At 45.1% G+C, this 21,462-nt stretch carries 17 protein-coding genes and 1 pseudogene; 12 read left to right on the plus strand and 6 right to left on the minus strand.

The window, feature by feature from the left end; translation table 11 throughout:
• Window positions 1–310 precede the first annotated feature (310 nt).
• Entirely contained in the window at window positions 311–1,294 is a 984-nt protein-coding gene (locus tag F0251_RS08965) for a DUF3187 family protein (protein WP_171730829.1), read from the plus strand.
• A gap of 109 nt (window positions 1,295–1,403) precedes the next feature.
• Here F0251_RS08965 and F0251_RS08970 read toward each other — a convergent pair whose 3' ends face one another.
• Complete coding sequence (locus F0251_RS08970; protein WP_171730830.1) at window positions 1,404–2,147, minus strand: sporulation protein; 744 nt, start codon at window positions 2,145–2,147, stop codon at window positions 1,404–1,406.
• 181 nt (window positions 2,148–2,328) lie between these two features.
• Between F0251_RS08970 and hutC the strand changes: the two genes are divergently transcribed.
• The 6 genes from hutC (at window position 2,329) to F0251_RS09000 (ending at window position 9,648) form a co-directional block, all read left to right on the plus strand.
• A complete protein-coding gene (gene hutC / locus F0251_RS08975) occupies window positions 2,329–3,042 on the plus strand; it encodes a histidine utilization repressor (protein ID WP_171730831.1) in 714 nt (237 codons plus the stop codon).
• A 113-nt stretch (window positions 3,043–3,155) separates the two neighbouring features.
• Window positions 3,156–4,400, plus strand: a complete 1,245-nt coding sequence (gene hutI, locus F0251_RS08980) for an imidazolonepropionase (protein WP_171730833.1) — start codon at window positions 3,156–3,158, stop codon at window positions 4,398–4,400.
• Window positions 4,387–5,412: a formimidoylglutamase gene (gene hutG / locus F0251_RS08985; protein ID WP_171730834.1), complete on the plus strand. Its 1,026-nt coding sequence runs from the start codon at window positions 4,387–4,389 to the stop codon at window positions 5,410–5,412. Before hutI ends, hutG begins: the two co-directional genes overlap by 14 nt.
• A gap of 60 nt (window positions 5,413–5,472) precedes the next feature.
• Complete coding sequence (gene hutU, locus F0251_RS08990; protein ID WP_171730835.1) at window positions 5,473–7,167, plus strand: urocanate hydratase; 1,695 nt, start codon at window positions 5,473–5,475, stop codon at window positions 7,165–7,167.
• Window positions 7,168–7,181: 14 nt separating this feature from the next.
• A complete protein-coding gene (hutH, locus tag F0251_RS08995; protein ID WP_102424010.1) occupies window positions 7,182–8,714 on the plus strand; it encodes a histidine ammonia-lyase in 1,533 nt (510 codons plus the stop codon).
• A 208-nt stretch (window positions 8,715–8,922) separates the two neighbouring features.
• The gene (locus F0251_RS09000) at window positions 8,923–9,648 is read left to right on the plus strand and encodes a DUF3581 domain-containing protein (RefSeq protein ID WP_061032742.1); all 726 of its coding nucleotides are present in this window, start codon (window positions 8,923–8,925) and stop codon (window positions 9,646–9,648) included.
• 79 nt (window positions 9,649–9,727) lie between these two features.
• Here F0251_RS09000 and F0251_RS09005 read toward each other — a convergent pair whose 3' ends face one another.
• The 5 genes and pseudogenes from F0251_RS09005 to F0251_RS09020 form a co-directional block, all read right to left on the minus strand.
• Complete coding sequence (locus tag F0251_RS09005) at window positions 9,728–11,401, minus strand: trypsin-like serine protease (RefSeq protein ID WP_171730837.1); 1,674 nt, start codon at window positions 11,399–11,401, stop codon at window positions 9,728–9,730.
• A 145-nt stretch (window positions 11,402–11,546) separates the two neighbouring features.
• Window positions 11,547–11,651: pseudogene (locus F0251_RS24645) on the minus strand (isoprenylcysteine carboxylmethyltransferase family protein); the annotation flags it as partial.
• A 140-nt stretch (window positions 11,652–11,791) separates the two neighbouring features.
• A complete protein-coding gene (locus F0251_RS09010) occupies window positions 11,792–13,423 on the minus strand; it encodes a trypsin-like serine protease (protein WP_171730842.1) in 1,632 nt (543 codons plus the stop codon).
• Between the two features lie 149 nt (window positions 13,424–13,572).
• Window positions 13,573–14,034: an isoprenylcysteine carboxylmethyltransferase family protein gene (locus F0251_RS09015; RefSeq protein ID WP_171730838.1), complete on the minus strand. Its 462-nt coding sequence runs from the start codon at window positions 14,032–14,034 to the stop codon at window positions 13,573–13,575.
• Window positions 14,035–14,101: 67 nt separating this feature from the next.
• The gene (locus tag F0251_RS09020; protein ID WP_171730839.1) at window positions 14,102–17,134 is read right to left on the minus strand and encodes an FAD-binding and (Fe-S)-binding domain-containing protein; all 3,033 of its coding nucleotides are present in this window, start codon (window positions 17,132–17,134) and stop codon (window positions 14,102–14,104) included.
• Between the two features lie 222 nt (window positions 17,135–17,356).
• On the opposite strand from F0251_RS09020, the gene F0251_RS09025 reads away from it, so the two are divergent.
• From F0251_RS09025 to F0251_RS09045, 5 genes are all read left to right on the plus strand, one after another.
• Window positions 17,357–18,040, plus strand: a complete 684-nt coding sequence (locus F0251_RS09025) for a DUF3334 family protein (protein WP_008223007.1) — start codon at window positions 17,357–17,359, stop codon at window positions 18,038–18,040.
• 209 nt (window positions 18,041–18,249) lie between these two features.
• A complete protein-coding gene (locus F0251_RS09030; protein WP_061032746.1) occupies window positions 18,250–18,939 on the plus strand; it encodes a DUF2786 domain-containing protein in 690 nt (229 codons plus the stop codon).
• Window positions 18,940–19,055: 116 nt separating this feature from the next.
• Window positions 19,056–19,721 carry an OmpA family protein gene (locus tag F0251_RS09035; protein ID WP_061032747.1) on the plus strand — a complete coding sequence of 222 codons (666 nt, stop codon included), beginning with the start codon at window positions 19,056–19,058 and terminating at the stop codon, window positions 19,719–19,721.
• Window positions 19,722–19,875: 154 nt separating this feature from the next.
• Entirely contained in the window at window positions 19,876–20,949 is a 1,074-nt protein-coding gene (locus F0251_RS09040) for a J domain-containing protein (protein ID WP_171730840.1), read from the plus strand.
• A 165-nt stretch (window positions 20,950–21,114) separates the two neighbouring features.
• On the plus strand, window positions 21,115–21,303 hold the full coding sequence (locus F0251_RS09045; RefSeq protein ID WP_004738475.1) for a hypothetical protein: 189 nt from the start codon (window positions 21,115–21,117) through the stop codon (window positions 21,301–21,303).
• Window positions 21,304–21,462 lie beyond the last annotated feature (159 nt).

The following is a 21,462-nucleotide window of genomic DNA, read 5'->3' on the forward strand; positions in this document are numbered from 1 at the left end:
TAGTACGCTGATTGGGGATATATGCATAATAAATATACCCACGGAGAAGCAAATACAGATGCCTCGCTCGTGGGTATCAGAGCATTGTAACGAAAAAATATGAAATAACAATGACGGAGGGGCTCTCCCGACACTTCTGTCGCCCTTTGCCGCCCAGCTTATGCAGACTCGAATCACTTCTTTTATGCCTCCACAATTTGAAGCGCCTTTTTAAAGCGCCTTTCACAATGAGCCTAATCAGCTTAGCTATTTCGGTTTGTTCATTTCGAACTAAGCTATATAGGTGTGCCGAAATAAGGATGAGGTGTGTATGGGGAAACGAAGGGCTTTTCTATCGCTCACATCGCCCCTGCCCTTCATAATGCTCACAGTGGCTTACGCACCGAGCGCTTGGGCCAATAAGGATTACGGGCCCTTAATCAGTTATACCCAAGCGCCACTGCAATCCGTTCGCCTTACACCGATGCTTCGCTCTGGTTTCCCATTAGAAGAGGATAAGCTCGAGCTGTTTACCTCTTTAACAGCCGCCAGTATCTGGGCTAACTCCCGCGACTATCATTTAGACTATTATCAAAACCAACTTCAAACAGGACTACGATGGCAATTAACACCTGAATGGCAAGTAGAACTGAATTACCGCTGGCTTTTCGCCGCCAACAACCACCTCGACAAAATCACCATTAACTTCCATGAACTGTTTAGCATCGACCAAGCCGGACGAGATCGAAAAGCCAGACATCAGTTCGACATCTATGCTCCAGAGCACAATATCAGCATCCGAGACTTTTCTGGCGATACACTGACCAGCGCTTTGACGCTCTACACCCAATACCAAATCATAGAGAAAGAGAACCATGGATTATCTGTTGGTGTCTCGCTTTATCACAACAACGTCAGTCACGGAGCATTTAAAGGAAGCAGCACAGAACAAAGCGCTCAACTCAACTATGCATACCAACTCGATATCAATACCTTCTATTCGAGCTTGGGCTTTGCGAATCAGTCTAATCGAGAATCAGACAACGGCTTTGTACATAAAAAGGTTACATGGTCTTGGCTGGGAGGCTATCAGCTGACGCTCATTGAAAACCACGAATTGCACATAGAATACCGGTGGTATGAAGGCGCTGATTATGGGGAAACAGAGTTATCAGAAGCTGCCAATGAAATGATGTTTGGCTATCGCTATGTGATGAAACGCTCGGCACTCGAGGTCTCCATCATCGAGAACATCTTCAATATGGACAACTCGACCGATGTGGCCTTTCAATTGGCTTATCGGCATCAGTGGTAGATCTTATTTAATTAGAGACAATAGAATCAAAAAAGCCGAACAGTTAAGTTCGGCTTTGAAGTTGTACTGTCACTATTAATGGAGAGAGCGACGACTAACAGAGAGGCAACTACGCACTCATGATTCTTGAAACGGCATTGCGAATGTCAGAGTCAGCCGCGTTCGCAGGCAGAGTGAACGAGATGTATTGGTCACCGCGGAAGCTCAGTGAACGGTCAATTTCGGCTAAGCAGTGAACCACAGAACCATCTACGATGAATGACAGCTCGATTTCTTTGTTATTCATGAAGCCACCGCTACGAAATTCAATCTCTTGGTAACAGCCCGAACGTGAAGCGAAGGTGTTACCTTTCAAGTAGCCCTTCTCTACGTCTGCTTTCACCATTGCCATGCCCGAAGCTTCAACACCTTGAATGATTTTCGCGACTGTTGGTAATGGGTGAACAGAGATGAAATCACGGTCTTTAGGGTCAATCGCGAAGCCGATATCTAGGTTGGTTTCGACCCAAACATGGCACTGATTCATTTTTGCGTTCAACGCAGTCACGGGCGTTTCATCATTAAGCTTAAGACGGAATGGCACCAACTTAGTTTCGCCGGGTTGAATCACAAACGGCTCTACAGCTTGAATACGGCCAAGTGAAAAGGTTTCGTAGCTGGTGCTGTCTTCTGTTTCGACTTTCACTTCTGTGTTAAGAACCAAGTTAATCATGTCGATTTGCTGCTCAACATCGCCACCAATGATGTGAACGTTACCAGACAACTCGCCACCTTGGAAAACGTCAATATTATCTAAGACGGTATCGACCTTAGCTGCACCTATGCCTAGCGAGGCCTTTAATTTCTTAAACATATTCTTTCCCTTTCTAATCATCTGATTTACGAATAGTTGTTGCGTGACAATTTGCGACACTTGCCCCACAGAATCAAGACATTTGCGCTATCTATGTTGAACAAGCTCACATCCTCTGAGGAAATGTTGAAATCGTGAAAAAATCCGTTACTCTATTTGTATAGTCAAATAAGGTTTCATTATGTCGAAAGCGCCGCTCTACCTGCAAATAAAACAGTTCATAGACGATAAGATCAGCAATGGTCATTGGCCGGTTGGCTATCAAATCACCACCGAACTCGAACTCACAGAGCAGTTCAACGTGAGTAGAATGACGGTGAATAAAGCCATTCGAGATCTTGTGTCTGAAGGCAAGCTAATTCGGAAACCAAGACTGGGCACTTTTGTGTGTGAGCCAGAAGAAAAAGCGCAATCTCCCCTACTTGATATCAACAACATCGCACAAGAGATCAAAGACCGTGGCCAAACTTACACAAGCCAAGTGATCAAACACGATAGTATCAAGGCTGATGAAAGCACCGCTACACGGTTAGGTGTGATGATCAATGCAGAAGTCTTCTATAGTGAAATCATCCACTTCGCCGACAACACACCGATACAGCTAGAAGCTCGCTGGGTAAACTCACAAGCGGCTCCCCAATACTTAAAACAAGATTTTTCAACCTCAACACCGAATGAATACCTTTCCAAAAGTTGCCCGTTGAGTGCGATTGAACACACGGTCGAAGCCATCATTCCAGACTCCAACATCCGCAAAGCACTAAAGCTAACGGAATCAGAACCTTGCTTGCTTCTTAATAGAAGAACATGGAGCAAAGAACGCCTTATCAGCTTTGCATTACTCTACCACCCTGGCTCTAAGTACAAATTAAGCTCTAAGATCGTTTTAGATTAAAGAATATCATCCTGATCGCCGATCACATTTTTGCAACATCAACTTGATTCGGGTCAGTATTTAGCCTATTTATTTGTATATACATTTATTGTTTAGCAAAGATCTAGGTGATTATGAATTTGATCCTCAAAAATGCACGAGTGGTCTCGATGAGCTCGGGAGCTGACGGTTATCAACCTTCTTCCCCGCAAGATATCGTTATTGAGAACGGTAAGATCGTATCCCTGTCACACTCAAGCGATGAGTCACTTCATTGTGAAACGGCGAGTGCTAGCCGCTCTGTTGATCACATCATCTACGACTGCAAAAACAAGCTCGTGACACCAGGGCTGATTGATTGCCACACACATCTGGTGTTTGCTGGTAATCGTGCCAATGAATTTGAACAACGGTTAAATGGTGTCTCCTACACCGACATCGCAAAGCAAGGCGGTGGTATTTTAGCGACGGTAACGGCGACACGAGCCGCAAAAGAAGCCGAACTGGTTGAGATGGCGCTGCCTAGATTAGACGGCCAGCTAAGAAGTGGTGTCACCAGCGTTGAAGTAAAGTCTGGCTATGGCTTAACGCTTGATGACGAGCTTAAAATGTTACGTGCTGCTAAAGCCTTAGAAAACCATCGTCGTATTAAAGTCACCACCACATTACTCGCAGCACACGCTGTACCACCAGAATATAAAGAACAACCCGATCGCTATGTTGATCTGGTATGCCAAGAGATCATCCCTAAAGCCGCAGAGCAAGGACTAGCTGACGCAGTCGACGTATTCTGTGAATCGATCGGCTTCAACCTAGAACAAACTAAGCGTGTATTTGCGGCTGCTAAAGAACATGGGCTAGCGATCAAAGGCCACACAGAGCAGCTTTCTAACATGGGCGGCAGTGCGCTTGCCGCGAAATACGGTGCTCTGTCTGTTGATCATGTTGAGTACCTAGATGAAACCGGAGTAAAAGCACTGGCGGAATCAGGTACTGTCGCTACCTTATTACCGGGCGCTTTCTACTTTTTGAAAGAGACTCAACAGCCACCTATTGCCCTACTTCGCGAGCACAACATCCCAATGGCAATCGCGACCGACTTAAACCCCGGCACTTCCCCCTTTGCGGACTTAACGTTGATGATGAACATGAGCTGCACCCTATTTGGTACAACCCCAGAAGAAGCATTACGTGGGGTAACTTGCCATGCAGCTGCTGCCATTGGCGAGTCGCAACACAGAGGCAAAATTGAAGTGGGTTACTCTGCTGATTTGGCTATCTGGAATATCGAGCACCCTGCCGACTTAAGCTATCAAGTTGGTGTTCCTCACCTGCATAAGCGCATTGTTAATGGCGAGGTCTGTCATGACTCAATCTAAATCCAGCTGCACTAATACAGTATCCACCACTCACAACTTTGTGTGGACGGGGCGTAATGACCTTGAAGATGGTGAGCTCGGTACTCGTGTTCATCACATTACCACGCAAGTACAAAGTACTGATTTAAATGACGGACTTAATGACAACACTGTTGCCTTGGTTGGCTTTGCTAGCGATGCCGGTGTTGCAAGAAATAAAGGACGTGTTGGCGCAAAACAAGCACCTAATTTGATTCGCCAAGCGTTAGCTAATATGGCTTGGCACTGTGATACACGCTTTGCTGATCTTGGCGATATCGAATGTAACGATGATCAATTAGAAGTGAGCCAGAAGCAGTGCGCTACTGTGATTGCCAATGCGCTATCCACCAGCAAAGTGATTACCCTAGGTGGCGGTCATGAAGTGGCTTGGGCGTCTTTCCAAGGCCTCGCCGAGCATATTCAAAGAACTCAACCAGAGCACAAACCTAAGATAGGCATCGTTAACTTTGATGGTCACTTTGACCTTCGTGAATTTGAAAGCGACATCGCTGACGTCAAACCAAGCTCAGGCACACCCTTTAATCAGATTAGCGAATACTGCCACACACATCAGTGGCCATTTCATTACGCGTGTCTCGGTGTAAGTGCCGCCAGCAATACCAAAGCGCTTTTCAACAAAGCCGACCAACTTGGTGTGTGGTACGAACACGATCGCGATATCACCCAAGTAAACCAAATTGCTCAACTGGTTAAGTTGCAAAAATTCATCGCTGAGTGTGATTACCTCTATCTCACTATTGATCTCGATGTCTTCCCAGCGGCGACTGCGCCGGGTGTTAGTGCCCCAGCAGCAAGAGGCGTTAGCTATGAAGCGCTCGCGCCTTTCCTAGAACAGATTTTTAAACACAGTGAGAAACTCATTATCGCGGACATTGCGGAATATAACCCAGACTACGACGTCGACGGCCAAACGGCTCGATTGGCGGCTCGTTTGTGTTGGGATATTGCCAGTGCAATGGCCAGTGAATAAGCCAGCTATATAGATAAATACAACTACAACGATATAACGTGAAACAGAAGGAATTTCAAAATGACGGAACACCACAACAGTGACCCTCGTCTCGACACGACTCGCGAAATTCGCGCACCTCATGGCACCACTTTGCGCGCAAAATCTTGGTTAACAGAAGCACCCCTTCGTATGCTAATGAACAACCTAGATCCTGATGTGGCAGAACACCCACATGCACTGGTTGTGTATGGCGGTATTGGTCGTGCAGCACGTGATTGGAAATGTTACGACAAGATTGTTGAAGTATTAGAGCGTTTAGAAGACGACCAAACATTACTTGTTCAGTCTGGTAAACCTGTAGGCGTGTTCCCGACTCATAAAAACGCACCTCGCGTGTTAATCGCTAACTCGAACCTTGTTCCACACTGGGCAAACTGGGAACATTTCAACGAGCTCGATAAAGAAGGCTTGATGATGTACGGCCAAATGACTGCAGGTAGCTGGATCTACATCGGTTCACAAGGCATCGTTCAAGGTACTTACGAAACCTTTGTCGCTATCGCGAAGAAACACTTCCAAGGCGAAGCAAAAGGTAAATGGGTACTTACAGGTGGCCTTGGCGGCATGGGCGGCGCTCAACCTCTAGCAGCTACCATGGCTGGCTTCTCAATGATTGCGGTTGAATGCGATGAATCACGAATCGATTACCGCCTGCGTACTGGTTATGTAGACAAGAAAGCCACCAGCTTAGATGAAGCGATGGCTATCATTAAAGAGTCTGACACACCTATTTCTGTTGGCCTGCTAGGTAACGCTGCAGATGTGTTCCCTGAATTAGTAGAGCGCAACATCACGCCAGATGTCGTTACTGACCAAACCTCTGCCCACGATCCTCTGAATGGCTATTTGCCGCAAGGTTGGACGATGGAGAAAGCCGCACAAGAGCGCACCATTGATGAATCGAAAGTAGTAAAAGCAGCGAAACAATCGATGGCGATTCAAGTTCAAGCGATGCTAGACCTGCAATATCGCGGCGCTGCAACCGTGGATTACGGCAACAACATTCGTCAAATGGCACTGGAAGAAGGCGTAGAAAACGCGTTTGATTTCCCAGGCTTCGTTCCGGCATATATACGACCTTTATTCTGCGAGGGCGTAGGTCCTTTCCGTTGGGCTGCTCTCTCTGGTGATCCAGAAGACATCTACAAAACAGACCAAAAAGTAAAAGAACTGATTCCAGACAACCCTCACCTGCACAACTGGCTAGATATGGCGCGTGAACGCATTCAGTTCCAAGGCCTACCAGCTCGTATTTGTTGGGTTGGCTTGAAAGATCGTGAGCGCTTAGGTCAGGCCTTCAATGAAATGGTGAAAAATGGCGAACTGAAAGCACCAGTAGTTATCGGCCGTGACCACCTAGATTCAGGTTCTGTAGCGAGTCCGAACCGTGAAACAGAAGGCATGATGGATGGTTCAGATGCCGTATCAGATTGGCCTTTATTGAATGCACTGCTAAACACTGCAGGCGGCGCAACTTGGGTTTCTTTACACCATGGTGGCGGCGTTGGTATGGGCTTCTCGCAACACTCAGGTATGGTGATTTGTTGTGATGGTTCTGAAGATGCATCACAACGTATTGCTCGCGTACTTCACAATGATCCAGCAACAGGCGTTATGCGTCATGCGGATGCGGGTTACGACATTGCTAAGCAGTGTGCGAAAGAACAGAAACTTGATTTACCTATGCTAAACGAAGAACTTCGTCGCCTTTAATGTCTGGAGAAAACATGTTGAATTTATTACTTAAACCAGGACATCTAGGTCTATCTGAACTGCGTAAAATCAGCCGCAGTCCGGTGAATTTGTCGCTAGACCCTGCAGCCATTCCAGATATTGAAGCGAGCATGCAAGTTGTAGAGCAAGTGATCGCTGAAGACCGCACTGTTTATGGCATCAACACGGGCTTTGGCTTACTGGCGAACACCAAGATCGCCCCAGAAGATCTCGAAGTTCTGCAGAAAAGTATCGTGCTGTCTCACGCAGCAGGCATCGGCAAATTCATGTCTGACGAAACCGTGCGCTTGATGATGGTACTCAAGATTAACAGCTTGTCTCGTGGCTACTCAGGTATTCGACTCAAGGTGATCAATGCCCTGATCGATCTAGTGAACGCGCAGGTTTACCCTTGTGTGCCACAAAAAGGCTCAGTAGGTGCATCTGGCGACCTCGCTCCCCTAGCCCACATGAGTACCGTTCTACTTGGTGAAGGCCAAGCTCGTCACAACGGTAAAATCATTACTGGTTTGGAAGCAATGAAGATCGCAGGGCTAGAGCCAATCACACTCGCTCCTAAAGAAGGTTTAGCGCTACTCAACGGTACGCAAGCCTCCACCGCATTCGCCTTAGAAGGCCTATTCGCAGCAGAAGACTTGTTCGCGTCTGCGACAGTATGTGGCGCTATGTCAGTTGAAGCTGCACTAGGTAGCCGCCGCCCATTTGATCCTCGTATTCACCGCGTTCGTGGTCACCGTGGACAAATGGACGCTGCGCTTGCTTACCGTCATCTGCTTGACCAAAAGAGTGAAATTGGTGAGTCACACACGTGTTGTGAAAAGGTTCAAGACCCTTACTCACTGCGTTGTCAGCCTCAAGTGATGGGCGCGTGTCTACAGCAGATCCGCAACTCAGCAGAAACACTGATGGTTGAAGCGAATTCCGTATCGGACAACCCACTGGTCTTTGCGGACGATGGTGACATCATTTCGGGTGGTAACTTCCACGCAGAACCCGTTGCTATGGCCGCAGATAACTTAGCCTTAGCCATTGCTGAAATCGGTAGTTTGTCAGAACGTCGAATGGCACTGCTGATTGATAGCGCGCTAAGTAAACTTCCACCGTTCTTAGTCGACAATGGCGGCGTTAACTCTGGCTTTATGATTGCCCAGGTTACCTCAGCAGCACTAGCTAGTGAGAACAAAACACTGGCTCATCCAGCTTCTGTAGACAGCTTGCCAACGTCCGCTAACCAAGAAGATCATGTGTCTATGGCAACCTTTGCTGGTCGTCGTCTCCGTGACATGGCAGAGAACACTCGTGGAATCTTGGCAGTTGAGTATTTAGCGGCAGCGCAAGGCTTGGATTTTAGAGCGCCAAACCTCTCTTCACCTCGAGTAGAAGAAGCGAAACAGATCCTGCGTGAAAAAGTCAGCTTCTACGACAAAGACCGCTACTTCGCACCGGACATCGAGCAAGCTAACTTATTGCTCAAATTGTCTGTGCACAACCACTTAATGCCTGAAGGTATTTTGTGTAGCTTTTAAGTCGTGAAATAACACGTCATATAAACAAGGGCTATCGATTAGCCCTTGTTGCATTGAGCCAGTCACCATATCCCCTGTAAAACTGCCACATACCATCCAACGTATCTATCTAATTGACTGATATATAAGCAAAGTTAACTGGATAGACCATTAGATCGAAGTTAGTTAGCTATAATCCACCCCAGATTTGATGACTAATAGCGATACTATGTTTCTGACACCTTACTTTTCTACTGAAGACAATCAATTTCAATTCACTCGTGAACAAGCAAGTCACTTTGCTAAAAAAGTAGCTGGCGATTTCAACCCAATTCACGATGAAGACAACAAGCGCTTCTGTGTTCCTGGCGATCTTTTATTTGCGGTTCTTCTGCAAAAAGAAGGCATCAGCCAAAAAATGCGTTTTGATTTTTCAGGTATGGTTGGTAACGGTATTGCGTTAAGCGTTGATAACAAGTGTGAAAAAGAGAGCTCACTTATCGATGCAAATGGTAAAGAGTACCTACACATGTCTTGTGAAGGTGAGAAGAGCCACGATCAAGCATTCATCGAGCACGTAGTAACAAACTACGTTAAGTTCTCTGGTATGAACTTCCCTCACATCATGGTTCCTCTTATGGAAGAGCAACAAATGATGATCAACTGCCAACGTCCTCTTGTGATTTACGAGAGCATGGAAGTTGAGTTTACTCGCCTAGACCTTTCTCACCCAGAAGTTGAATTCTCTGGTGCGACTTTTGACGTTGAAGGCAAGCGCGGCATCGTGACCCTGAACTTCGATTTCAAAGAAGATGGCGAAGTAGTCGGTAAAGGCGTGAAGCGCATGGTAGCAAGTGGCCTTAAGCCATACGACCAAGCTTCTGTAGACGACCTAGTAAACCGCTTCAACGAGCGCAAAGAGATGTTTCTAGCTCAGTTCGCGGCTGCCGCTTAAGTAAGCCAACACAGAATTAAAAAGCCCAGCTTGATATCCTCAAGCTGGGCTTTTTTCATTCTAAACAATAAATATTGGTTTAAGTCACAGTTATTTGCTGAGTACCTTTCCTCTTTAATGACGAAAGTGACTTACGCATCATCGTGCCACCTAACAGCATCGCCAGCCAATACCAACCCATTGAACCACCTGTCTTTTTGGTAGTTGGATCTTCCACCAAGCTTAGCTCTTTAATCTCATTACTATAAGCAAAGTTCTTAATGGTCACTCTGTCATGCCCTGCAGATCCCACCCCATCTTTGCTGTACGCAATCATGAAGCTATTGTCTTTAGCTCTCGCCATTGGCAGTTCAACAGTGCCAGATAATAGGCCTGCAAACGCGCCAACTTCAAAGCCGTTAATGTAGATCTCCATGTAGTCACGATCTTCTTCAGAAAAGACGGTGAGATCCAAAGATACGGTACCAGCTGGGATCCCGTCGACAATGAATGCGGTGGACTGGCTATTACCAATATCCGGTGACGCTATCGTATCCCCTTCAACATCCCAAGCTTCTGTGCTGTAGACTGCATTCTTAGGTATCGTGACGAGTGAATTCACCGTATTAGAAACCTCATTCGCGCCAATAGCATGTGCCTTTGATGTCACCACACCGGCTAGTGAGTCGGTTGACACCTTGATACCAAAATCATGGTTACCCACTGAGTCTATGTTGTAGCTTACAACCACATCACACCCTTCATTCGGCGATAACGTCCCGCAACTGTTACTCTTTATAATCGCACTACCATTGTAGGTTATGGGATCGTTTGTACCGACAGCCAAAGATACGTCAGTTACGTTAATCTCTTGATCGGATTTGTTCGTAAATTCAAACTTGTGTTCAATTGGGCCCAAAGGTCGAGCGCCTAGCATCACTTTAGTTTGGTAGCTAAAGCCTGCCGTCTTCGTACCTATCCAGTCAGCAAAGTGGCTTATGTTGGTGTAGACACCGTATGCCTCTGGCTGTGCGCAACCTTCTCCCCAACTCACAAGACCTAACTGTTCGTAGTGACCATTGTTGGTGGACAACATGATTGGGCCACCGCTATCCCCACTACATGAATCGCGGCCGCCTTCTTTGTAACCAGCACAAAAAGCATCAGCACCAATATCTGAATATCCATCTCCTTGACCAAGGTTACAATCTCGCTGACTAACTAACGGAACATTCACTTGATGCAACTGGCTCGTGGATGAGTATTGCTCTTGCGACGAATTCTGGTCGCCCCAACCTATGACGGTTAACATCTGACCTGCACTCAAGTTATCACGGACATAACCATCGACTAGGTCAACCGCAGATTCCATGGGCTTATCACTAAGCTCAATAATGGCAATATCATTACTCGCAGGCTCTTGAGTATAGCTTTCATGAGCATAAACTTGCTCGACGGAATAGCGGTGCTTCTCTACGTTGGGTGAAGAAAGATCAGAGAGACCAATGACAACCTCAAAATCTTGGCTACTGCTTGCTTCGATACAGTGCGCTGCTGTGAGTACATATCGCTCACCAATAAAACTTGCACCGCAGAACTGCCCTTCGTAGGCGTCCATGTTTTTTGAAACAAGTGCGACCATGAATGGCCAACTACCTTTTGTCGCTTCGTTACCGTTGATAATTTGAGGGGAGATATCTGCCAATACCGGCATTGAAGAGAGGCCAACCGCATAAATACTTAATGGCAGCCATTTTGTCTGGATAACTTTCATTACCTAACCTTTCATTTGTTTTAATAATGGCGGGCAGGTTATTTGATAAATAATAAATATAAATGGTGAGTACGCCAAAATATGGCTTACCTTGAGAACGGAACTGATATTAATGGTTGGTTAACTCACTACCCCACAGAACAAATCACACCCAACGTCTAACTTTTTGTTTGTAATCAACATATTCTGCACCGAATAATTGCTCTAGTGCTCGCTCTTCTGGTTTGATTTGGAACTGATTGATACCAAGTTAGAGACGGAAATTGGTGGTAGCTATAACCGTGAATTCAGCTCAATAAAGCCCAGCTGATTTCATCATGCTAGGCTTTTCGCTTTTAACTACAGTTGATAAGTTGGCTATCAGTCTTAAGTTAACGTCATTAGTATAGCTTACTGATCACCTTTCATCTTCAGTGGTGAAAATGACTTACGTACGATCGCACCGCCTAAAAGCACAAATAACCAATGCCAAGCCAGAGAACCGCCACTGCTACCAGAGCTTTTCGCATTCTGCGTACCCTCTGATTTAGATATCTTTATTTCATCGGTATAAGCAAAGTTTTTAATCGTAACTCTGTCATCCCCGTAAGAAATCGAGCCATCTTTCACATATTTAATCATAAGGCTGTTGTTGGAATCCCTTACCATCGGCAAGTTCACTGAACCAGAAAGCTGACCTGATTCTTTGTCGAATTCTTGACCGTTAATATAAAGCTCAAGGTAATCATGATCCAATTCAGACGATACCGTCACATCGAAAGAGACTGTACCGGTGGGTATCCCCTCTACAACCAACATTGTCGATTCGCTGCTACCTATTGATGGAGAGACGATTATTGATCCTTCGGTATCCCACGCTTGTGTGCTGTAAACACCACTGTTTGGAACACTCACATGAGAGTCCACAGTATTCGTTACAGATCTCGCTCCTATCACAGAAGCCTTTGATGTGACCGTGCCCAATAGTGAATCAGTGTCAACATTAATGCCAAACTCATGTTCGCCAATTGAGTTCAGGTTATAACTCACCACTACTTCACAGCTTTGTCCCGCTGTTAAAGTGCTACATCCGTTGTCCGTTATAACGGTGTCGTGATAAGAAACAGGAGAAACATGATTTACTTCGATATTTTGATCAGACTTGTTGGTAAATTCAAAAGTATGTGAGATAGGCGCCAATAATCTTGCACCTAGCATTTCTATTTGACGATAACTAAACCCTGCTTTCTGCTCATTAATCCAATCATCAAAATAACTAATATTGGTATAGACTCCGTAGGCGTTGGCCTGTGCACAGCCTTTACCCCAGCTTACAATGCCCAGTTGCTCATATGTTCCATTTGTCGAAACAACGATTGGGCCACCACTGTCACCCTGACAAGAGTCATAACCACCATCACTGTACCCCGCACAGAATGCATCACTGCCAATAAAGGCATAGCCACTGTGAGGAACACTATTACATTCATACTGGTTAACTAAAGGAACGTTGACTTGGTATAGTTCACTCTTAGATGCATATCCATCTGATGCGTCCTGATCTCCCCATCCCATCACCGTTAGCATCTGACCATCATTCAGGTTACCTCGAACATAACCATCAACGAGGTTAACCACAGGCTCCGATGGCTTATCGACGAGCTCGATAATAGCTATATCATTGCCTGTAACTACAGAGTTATAGTATTGATGTACATAAATATTCTCAACCGCATATCTATGCTGTGCAGCTTGAGAGGCAGAGAGGTTGGATACGCCAATCACCACATCGAGATCTTCACGACCATTACCGTCTACACAGTGAGCAGCCGTGAGGACATATCTCTCGCCAATGAAGCTCGCACCACAAAACTGACCGTCATAAGCGTTCACGTTTCTTGAGACTAGTGCAGCCATAAATGGCCAATTCCCTTGTGTTGCTTCTTTACCGTTTATAATTCGAGCTGAAACATCTGCCAACGCCGATGTTGAGGACAGACCCACTACACAGAAGCCTAACGACAACCATTTAGCCTGAACAATTTTCATTACCTAGCCTTTTATCTATATTAATAATACGGGCAGGCTATTTTATAAAAAGTAAATATAAAACCAAAATCATAATGAAGTGTGATAGGTATCGATTAAATGATAATAATTCTTATCCTGTAGGTTTATTTTAACGAGGTTTGTTAAACCCAACGTCTAACCTTTTGTTTGTAATCAACATATTCAGCACCGAATAATTGCTCTAGTGCTCGCTCTTCTGGTTTGATTTGGAACTGATTCATGTAGACAACAAAAGCAAAACTCAACAAGACGCTGAAAATATTTTGAAAGAAGTAGCCAAAGCAGAACAGTAAGATGAAAAGGCCTAAATACATTGGGTTTCGCGTGTATCCATAAATCCCGCTATCAACGACGGTAGAAGCGGTTTCGACTTTAATTGGATTAACGGTAGTTTTCTGTTTTCGAAACTCCCAAATGCCAGATAAGCCAATAACGCCGCTCAAAACGATTCCGACACCAAGAATGATGAACTTAAACGGCATCCCTATCGCGCCTGTACTCAACTGTTGCGCACTGAAATAAGAGGCGACTAAAACCAATATAAACAGAGCAACTGGTGGGACTTTCAACTCAAGAAATTTCATAGCTTTCCTTATTAACAATTCCATTGTTAGTTTAGAAAAAAGCCCAGCAATTGCTGGGCTAAATAGTTTAAAGAATTTGTGCGAGTACCTGTAATGGGTGGGCGAGCTTCTCACCTTCAAAACGCTTAACTTGGCTACGGCAAGAGTATCCTGTTGCTAAACAGCGCTCTTTTGGTAAGTCTTGAATCCTTGGCTTCCAACTTAAACCGTAGATGTCTTTCGACATTTGTAACTTATCGACTTCATGTCCAAACGTCCCCGCCATGCCACAACAGCCAACTGGTACGCTAGTCAGTGCTGCTCCAAAGTGTTGGAAGATAGCGCCCCACTCTTTTTCAGCATTTGGCATCTTGGTTTTCTCGGTACAGTGAGAGAATAAATACCACATATCTTCACTTGCCGAGCGCGCTTCATAGTCACCGAGCGATGGTAATAACCATTCATGAACAGTGAGCACATCAAAGTCACCACGCTTGTCCGCTAAGATCTCGACATATTCATCGCGGTAACAAAGTACCAAAGCCGGATCGACACCCACTAATGGAATACCAATATCAGCCACCATCGACAAGAAATCAGAAGTGGATTTCGCCTCGCGTGCAAAACGACTTAAGAAGCCCTTAATGTGCAAAGCTTTACCATTTGGTTTAAACGGCAGTAGCACAGGTGTTTTGCCAAGCTTTTGAGCTAAAGTGACAAAGTCTTCAACCACTTCTGCATCATAGAAGCTAGTGAACGGGTCTTGGACAATCAATACATGCTGTTGCTTCTCTTCCGAAGAGAGCCCTTCTAGATATTGAATATCAAAAAGTTGTAGCTCTTTACTCGCTAAACGATTTTTCAGCGTAGGTACCGACATCAGCGGCGCATCAACATAACCGACCGTTTTCGCAGTTGCAGATTGAACCCACTTTTGACCCAATGCTGCATTGATAACTTTCGGCGCTTTCGCCATGAGTGGCAGCATGGTTTCAATGTTAGCCACCAAGTAATCTTTCGCAGGGCGTTGGTAGCGAGAGTAATAGATATTTAAGAATCGTGAGCGGAAACTTGGCACATCAACTTTAATCGGACACTGGCTTGCACACGCTTTGCATGCAAGACAACCATTCATCGCTTCATGTACTTCGTGCGAGAAATCGTACTCATGGCGTTTGTTCATGGTATTGCGAACTCGCTCAACCATGGTTTTGACCGGAGTATCATCTTTTAGTGCTTCTTGCTCTAAATCGAGAATATCCACGCCCTGCTCAGTCAACTGACGCAACCACTCTCTGACTAAACCAGCACGACCTTTTGGTGAATGGCGACGATCAGCAGTCACTTTCATTGATGGACACATTGGCGAGCTCGTGTCGTAGTTAAAGCACAAGCCGTTGCCGTTACACTCCATCGCTTGCTTAAAGCTGTCACGCACTTGAACGTCGATCTGGCGGTCATAGAAACCGCGCTTGGTGTCGGTCACTTTCACCAACTCAGCATCACTTTCTAAAGGTGTACAGATCTTGCCTGGGTTCATCTTATTATGTGGGTCGAATGCCGCTTTAACACGTCGAAGCTCGGTAAACAGCTCTTCACCGAAGAAGTCAGGACCGTACTCAGAGCGGAAGCCTTTACCGTGCTCACCCCACATTAAGCCGCCATATTTCGCCACCAGCTTAACCACTTCATCAGAGACTTCGTGCATCAAGGCTTCTTGCATTGGGTCACATAGGTCAAGAGCCGGGCGAACGTGTAGAACACCCGCATCAACGTGACCGAACATGCCGTAATTCAGCTCTTTCGAATCAAGTAACACTCTAAATTCAGCGATGAAATCAGCCAAGTTTTCAGGTGGTACACAAGTATCTTCAGCAAAAGCGACTGGCTTAGCACGACCTTTCGCCGCACCTAATAGGCCTACCGCTTTTTTACGCATGTTGTAGATTCGACCAATGCTCGCCAAATCGCTGCACACTTGGAAGCCAATCACGCCCGCTTCTTCGCTCTCAACCATGGTTTCAAGTTTGGCTGTCAGCGATTGAACTTGCTGTTCAACTTCCGCTTCATCTTGGCCCGCAAACTCAACCATGTTGATGCCAAGCATCTCTTTGTTAGGAACGTCCGTCAGCAGGTCACTCACGGTGTGCCAAACAATATCTTGCTTCGCTAAGTTCAATACTCGTGAGTCGACCGTCTCTACAGAGAGAGCCTTCGCTTCAACCATGAACGGTGCATTACGCAGCGCAGAATCAAACGTGTTGTATTTCACGTTAACCAGAGTTCGCGCTTTCGGGATTGGGGTTAGATTTAGCTTTGCTTCAGTAATAAATGCTAAAGAGCCTTCTGCGCCACATAGCACACGAGTAAGGTCAAAGCTGTCATCATCATTGATAGCATTCTTAAGGTCGTAGCCCGTCAAGAAGCGGTTCAATGGTGGGAATTTATCGAGGATTTGAGTGCGTTTTTCACGACACACCGCTTCGCTAACCGCAAGCGCATGATGAGCAAACTCACCCTCTTCCGGTAAGCCATGCGATAAATCAGATTCTAAACACGAACCATCGGCGAATACCGCTTGCAAAGACAACACATGGTCAGATGTTTTACCGTACTTCAATGACCCTTGGCCTGATGCATCAGTGTTAATCATGCCACCAAGTGTCGCTCGGTTACTTGTCGAAAGGTCTGGAGAGAAAAAGTAACCGTAAGGGCGAACCGCGTCGTTCAATTGATCTTTAACGATGCCCGACTGAACTCGTACCCAACCTTCCTTCTCATTAATCTCAAAAACCTGATTCATGTAGCGTGATAAATCAACCACAACCCCTTTAGTTAAGGATTGTCCATTGGTTCCGGTACCGCCACCACGAGGAGAAAAAGTCACGCGTTCATAAGCAGATTTAGAACCCACTTTACCGATAAGCACAACGTCGTGTGTTGTTTTGGGAAGAATGACAGCTTGGGGCAATTGCTGATAGACACTGTTATCAGTCGCGACCGCCAAACGGCTAGAATATTGAGATTCAATGTCGCCAGTAAAGCCCGCTGTTTTTAGTTCATCTAAAAAGCGTACAACAACTGGATCGACATCAGCATTGAGTTGAAGTCTTGGTAACATTTGCTTCCTGCCCCTACTTCGCTGATCCTATCAGCATTGGGTTATCTGAGATTTTTAATAATTTTCTTTGAATTTCGTCACTTTACTACTATTAAGATCATATAAAAAGGTGATCAAATCAGAATCTCAGTGCAAGAATGGAGAAATAGTCACTTTCGTCTTAATTCAGTAACAAAATATTGAATAACATTTTGTTTAAGACATCTCCACGAGCACATCAAAATGAAAAAAAATAAAACAGTCACCACTGAAGATATTCTTCTTAAGCTATGCCAATCAGTCTCAAGCGTACTTACATCAGCAACGGCTTCTCAGGTGTCCTATTCAGCCATGGTTCAAAAGATCAATAAGACAAGCCTAAAGCCAGATTTTGGCTGCTTCGTTCTATTTGACGGAGGCTTTTCTGGTCTTGTTGTTATCAATTTTACGTCGAAAGCCGCATTAGAGATCTACACCAATTACATGCGTAACATGGGCATGCCGGAAAATGAACTGGCTGTGCTGCATACATCTGATGAAGTGGGTGACGTACTAGGTGAATTAATGAACCAGCTAGTTGGTGACTTCACTAATAAGATCCGCAAAGAGCTGCAAACTAACATCACTCAAAACCAACCGAAGATGCTGGCACTGAACAAGCAAGTAAACCTTTCTGTTGATACTAACCTTGATCGCCCACAGGCTCGTCGTGTGACCTTCTCAACTGAAAACAATAATATCTTCTACCTTGAGCTGGCTATGGACAAAACAGAGTTCATCCAACTAGAAGAATTTGAGATTGCAGAAGACGAGTGTCCAGACAGCATTCTTGAAGCAACTCAGAAAAAGATGCAGGAAGGTAATAAGCCAACACAAAGCTCAGGCAATGATTCAGCAGCCGATCTGCTTGATGAACTGGGTATCTAGTTTGCGAATGCTCTAGTCATTACCAAAAACCCTGTCACTAACGCCATCTATCTTCTTGATGGCGTTTTTGTTTATGCTCCAAAGTCCGTTTTGCTTAATTAATTGTTACGAACCCAACTCGCCCACTGAGTGAGTTTTGCTTTCTGTTACCCGCCAAAACATGTAAAATGTCGGACTTTTCAAAATTTGCGGTAATGATTAAGTAGTCGATGGATAAGAAAAAAGCCCTAAAGAAAATAGCTAAGTGTCTTGAGCTTGGTAATTCTGCTAACGTCAACGAAGCTGCCAATGCAATCAAAATGGCGCATAACTTGATGCTGAAATATGGTCTCGAAAAAGACGATATTGAATTTATCAAGATGGGCAAGACTCAATCCACGCACCTGTTACCCGCAAATATCAGCTCAACACTGCTGCGTGTTATTCGTGGTATCAACACTAAATTTGGCGTAGAAGCTGTACTGCTGAACCATAAAGGTCTCAAGCGTGTAGAGTTCATCGGTGAAGCCGATCGTGCCATCTTTGCAGCCTTTGCTTTCGATATCATCTATCGTGAACTGAATGAACATACTGGCCAATTCCGCAACAGCTTTGCGGGGTCTGGTACGGGTACATTAGAAGTAACCCGTCGCGTGAATTCCTTTGTATCAGGTTGGGTTGAAGGTGCGCTTGAAAAACTACCGACGATCACACCAGACGACGAGTCGAACAACAAAATCAATAACTACATCGATAAAGAGTTCAAAAATATCGACCGCGAAACCTTCAAACAACAACTTAAAGAGGCGATGAAAAATCTCACCGCTGATTACGAAGTTGGCTTGAAGAAAGGCCGTAAATTGTCTGTTAATCGACCAGTTGCCGGGGCACAGGCACCTAAAAAGATATCTAAATCATAGAGCCGCTTTACATTGCTTCAGCGTATTGATAAAAACCATCAATAGGACCTACAGGACTATATGTTTGTCATTCGTAATCCATACGTTTGACAGAAGTACATGATGGAGAAAATACGTTGAAAAAAATCACACTAGCCCTAGCGCTTACTGTCGCACTTACGGGTTGTCAGGCAACTCAACGCCAAAACGCTACTACTGGCGAATCTGAGACTAACTCTGCAACTCAAGGCGCTCTAATTGGTGCAATCGCTGGTGCCGTTGCTGGTGCTGCTACCGGTGACTCTAAAGACCGTGGTAAACGTGCTCTTATTGGTGCTGCCGGCGGTGCTGCTGTTGGCGGTGGTATTGGTTACTACTTTGACCGACAAGAAGCGGCACTTCGTGAAGAACTGATGAACTCAGGTGTTCAAGTAGAGCGTGTTGGCGAAAACCAACTTCTACTTCGCCTTGAAAACGGCATTGGTTTCGATTCTGGTTCTTACGCGCTTGAATCAAGCATTCACAATACACTTCGTGGTGTTGCGCGTATCCTAGTTGAATACCCAGACACTAGCCTAGTAATCGAAGGTCACACTGACAGCACTGGCAGCGAGTCGACGAACCAAATCCTTTCTGAGCGCCGTGCTGAATCTGTTCGTGCATTCTTGATCTCTCAAGACGTAGCTGCAGGCCGTGCCATTGCTCGTGGTAACGGCGAACGTTACCCACTATGCGACAACAACACATCTCAAGGCCGAGCTTGTAACCGACGCGTAGAGATTCAAATCTTGCCACTTAAGTAGCACGATTAAAGCCCAGCCTCCTTTATCTATTGAAATAACCGCTATATAGTGGCTTGTCAGTCGTATGGCCTATTTAAAGCTGTACGACTTTACTATTCACTACATAGCGTCTTGATACTGATATCGGCACTGGGCTTTTTACGAGACTTATCTTTTGCTTATCCTATCCAACTTTCTAACATCATCGCCCCTGAGAACACTGCTTCTAGCCCTTGTTTTATTGCTTTCCTCCCTCGCCCATGCGGCAAATAACAGTGAAGGACGTAGCGCAGCAGATTCATCACCTAAAGACTCGGCATCACAATATCAATTAGCACAAGCGTATGAATTAGGGATAGGCGTCTCTAAAAACATCGATGACGCATTCTATTGGTATTCACAATCCGCGGAAAACGGCAATGCAGATGCACAGTTCAGATTGGCTGAACTTTACTTGGCCGGAACGGGTGGTGAGCCCGATAACAAATTAGCCTTGGAATGGTTTATCAAAACCGCATTGCAAGGGAACAAGCAAGCGACACTAGAAATCGCCAAGCTCTACGAATCTTCCCCAGAACACGAGCTACTCAGCCCACTAGACTCCGCACAACTTTGGTATGAAGCAGCGTTGCCAAACAACCCAGACGCGGAAGATGGCTACAACCGTGTTCTTGAAGCACAGTTCAACCAACAACGTGCAAAACAGATCTCTTCAATCGAACAGCTCGACGAGGGTATCGGCTCTGAAATAGACAACAGTCAGGGAGCATCTCAGCAAATACAATCTAACCAAGTGCAATCTAACCTCTCCAGCTCTAGCCTAACTGGCTCTGACTATATGATTGGTGCTGCTTTAGCGTTACTGATTGTTATCGTGAGTATCAGCGCGACTCTGGTGATCTCGCGAAAAAGAGAGATTCTAAAATCGAGTGACTTGGGAACGCAGAAGCAGGCACTCGAAGCGCAACTAAGCGAGAAGAACCGCGCCATTAAGCAGCAAAAACGTCAATTGCAGACCATGTTCAACGAATTGAAGAAACAAAAAGGCCAAAAAAGTTCGAACAATTTACAGTTAGCCTGTGCACTATTTGGCTACACGCCAAGCTCTATTCCTAATCAGAAAAGTATTAAGGTGAGATATAAACAACTATCAAAGATTTACCACCCTGATGGTCAGGGATGTGACGAAGAAATGAAACGTTTGAACAGTGCGCTAAAAACGATCTTACAAAGTGTTACAAAATCGTAAACAACTACACACCTTTATCTTTCCATCTCCCAGAGATATCGATTTTATTAGTGTTGCAATCGATCACCTTCTCAAAAACGAGTAACAAACTATTAACTAATAGGTCTCTGTTGTGTCATAATTTGCGCCGAAAATACACCTGACTTAAACAGGTGAGGAGAGAATATGTTCACAATAGAAGGCGTTTGTGATTGGTGCAAAAAGCCAAGCCTAGTAAAAAAGCACGACTACCTAGATGGTAAGTGCCATCATGCATGTAAAGATTGCAATGATATCGCGACCATGGATGTTCGCCAGTTCAATATTGGTGAGATGGAAATGAGAGCAAAACTCTCCCAAGCAACACTGAGATAAGCTACACCATTGAAATATAAGAAAGCGCCTTAGGCGCTTTTTTTGTGCCCAGCGTTTATCTTCTTATCTTCTTATCTTCTTATCTTCTTATCTTCTTATCTTCTTATCTTCTTATCTTCTTATCTTCTTATCTTCTTATCTTCTTATCTTCTTATCTTC

The sequence above is a fragment of the Vibrio sp. 070316B genome, assembly GCF_013114115.1.
GTDB lineage: Bacteria > Pseudomonadota > Gammaproteobacteria > Enterobacterales > Vibrionaceae > Vibrio > Vibrio chagasii_B.

Coding starts and splice junctions, on each gene's coding strand:
- F0251_RS08965 (WP_171730829.1), top strand. CDS start 311: ATGGGGAAACGAAGGGCTTTTCTATCGCTCACATCGCCCCTGCCCTTC.
- F0251_RS08970 (WP_171730830.1), bottom strand. CDS start 2,147: ATGTTTAAGAAATTAAAGGCCTCGCTAGGCATAGGTGCAGCTAAGGTC.
- hutC (WP_171730831.1), top strand. CDS start 2,329: ATGTCGAAAGCGCCGCTCTACCTGCAAATAAAACAGTTCATAGACGAT.
- hutI (WP_171730833.1), top strand. CDS start 3,156: ATGAATTTGATCCTCAAAAATGCACGAGTGGTCTCGATGAGCTCGGGA.
- hutG (WP_171730834.1), top strand. CDS start 4,387: ATGACTCAATCTAAATCCAGCTGCACTAATACAGTATCCACCACTCAC.
- hutU (WP_171730835.1), top strand. CDS start 5,473: ATGACGGAACACCACAACAGTGACCCTCGTCTCGACACGACTCGCGAA.
- hutH (WP_102424010.1), top strand. CDS start 7,182: ATGTTGAATTTATTACTTAAACCAGGACATCTAGGTCTATCTGAACTG.
- F0251_RS09000 (WP_061032742.1), top strand. CDS start 8,923: ATGTTTCTGACACCTTACTTTTCTACTGAAGACAATCAATTTCAATTC.
- F0251_RS09005 (WP_171730837.1), bottom strand. CDS start 11,401: ATGAAAGTTATCCAGACAAAATGGCTGCCATTAAGTATTTATGCGGTT.
- F0251_RS09015 (WP_171730838.1), bottom strand. CDS start 14,034: ATGAAATTTCTTGAGTTGAAAGTCCCACCAGTTGCTCTGTTTATATTG.
- F0251_RS09020 (WP_171730839.1), bottom strand. CDS start 17,134: ATGTTACCAAGACTTCAACTCAATGCTGATGTCGATCCAGTTGTTGTA.
- F0251_RS09025 (WP_008223007.1), top strand. CDS start 17,357: ATGAAAAAAAATAAAACAGTCACCACTGAAGATATTCTTCTTAAGCTA.
- F0251_RS09030 (WP_061032746.1), top strand. CDS start 18,250: ATGGATAAGAAAAAAGCCCTAAAGAAAATAGCTAAGTGTCTTGAGCTT.
- F0251_RS09045 (WP_004738475.1), top strand. CDS start 21,115: ATGTTCACAATAGAAGGCGTTTGTGATTGGTGCAAAAAGCCAAGCCTA.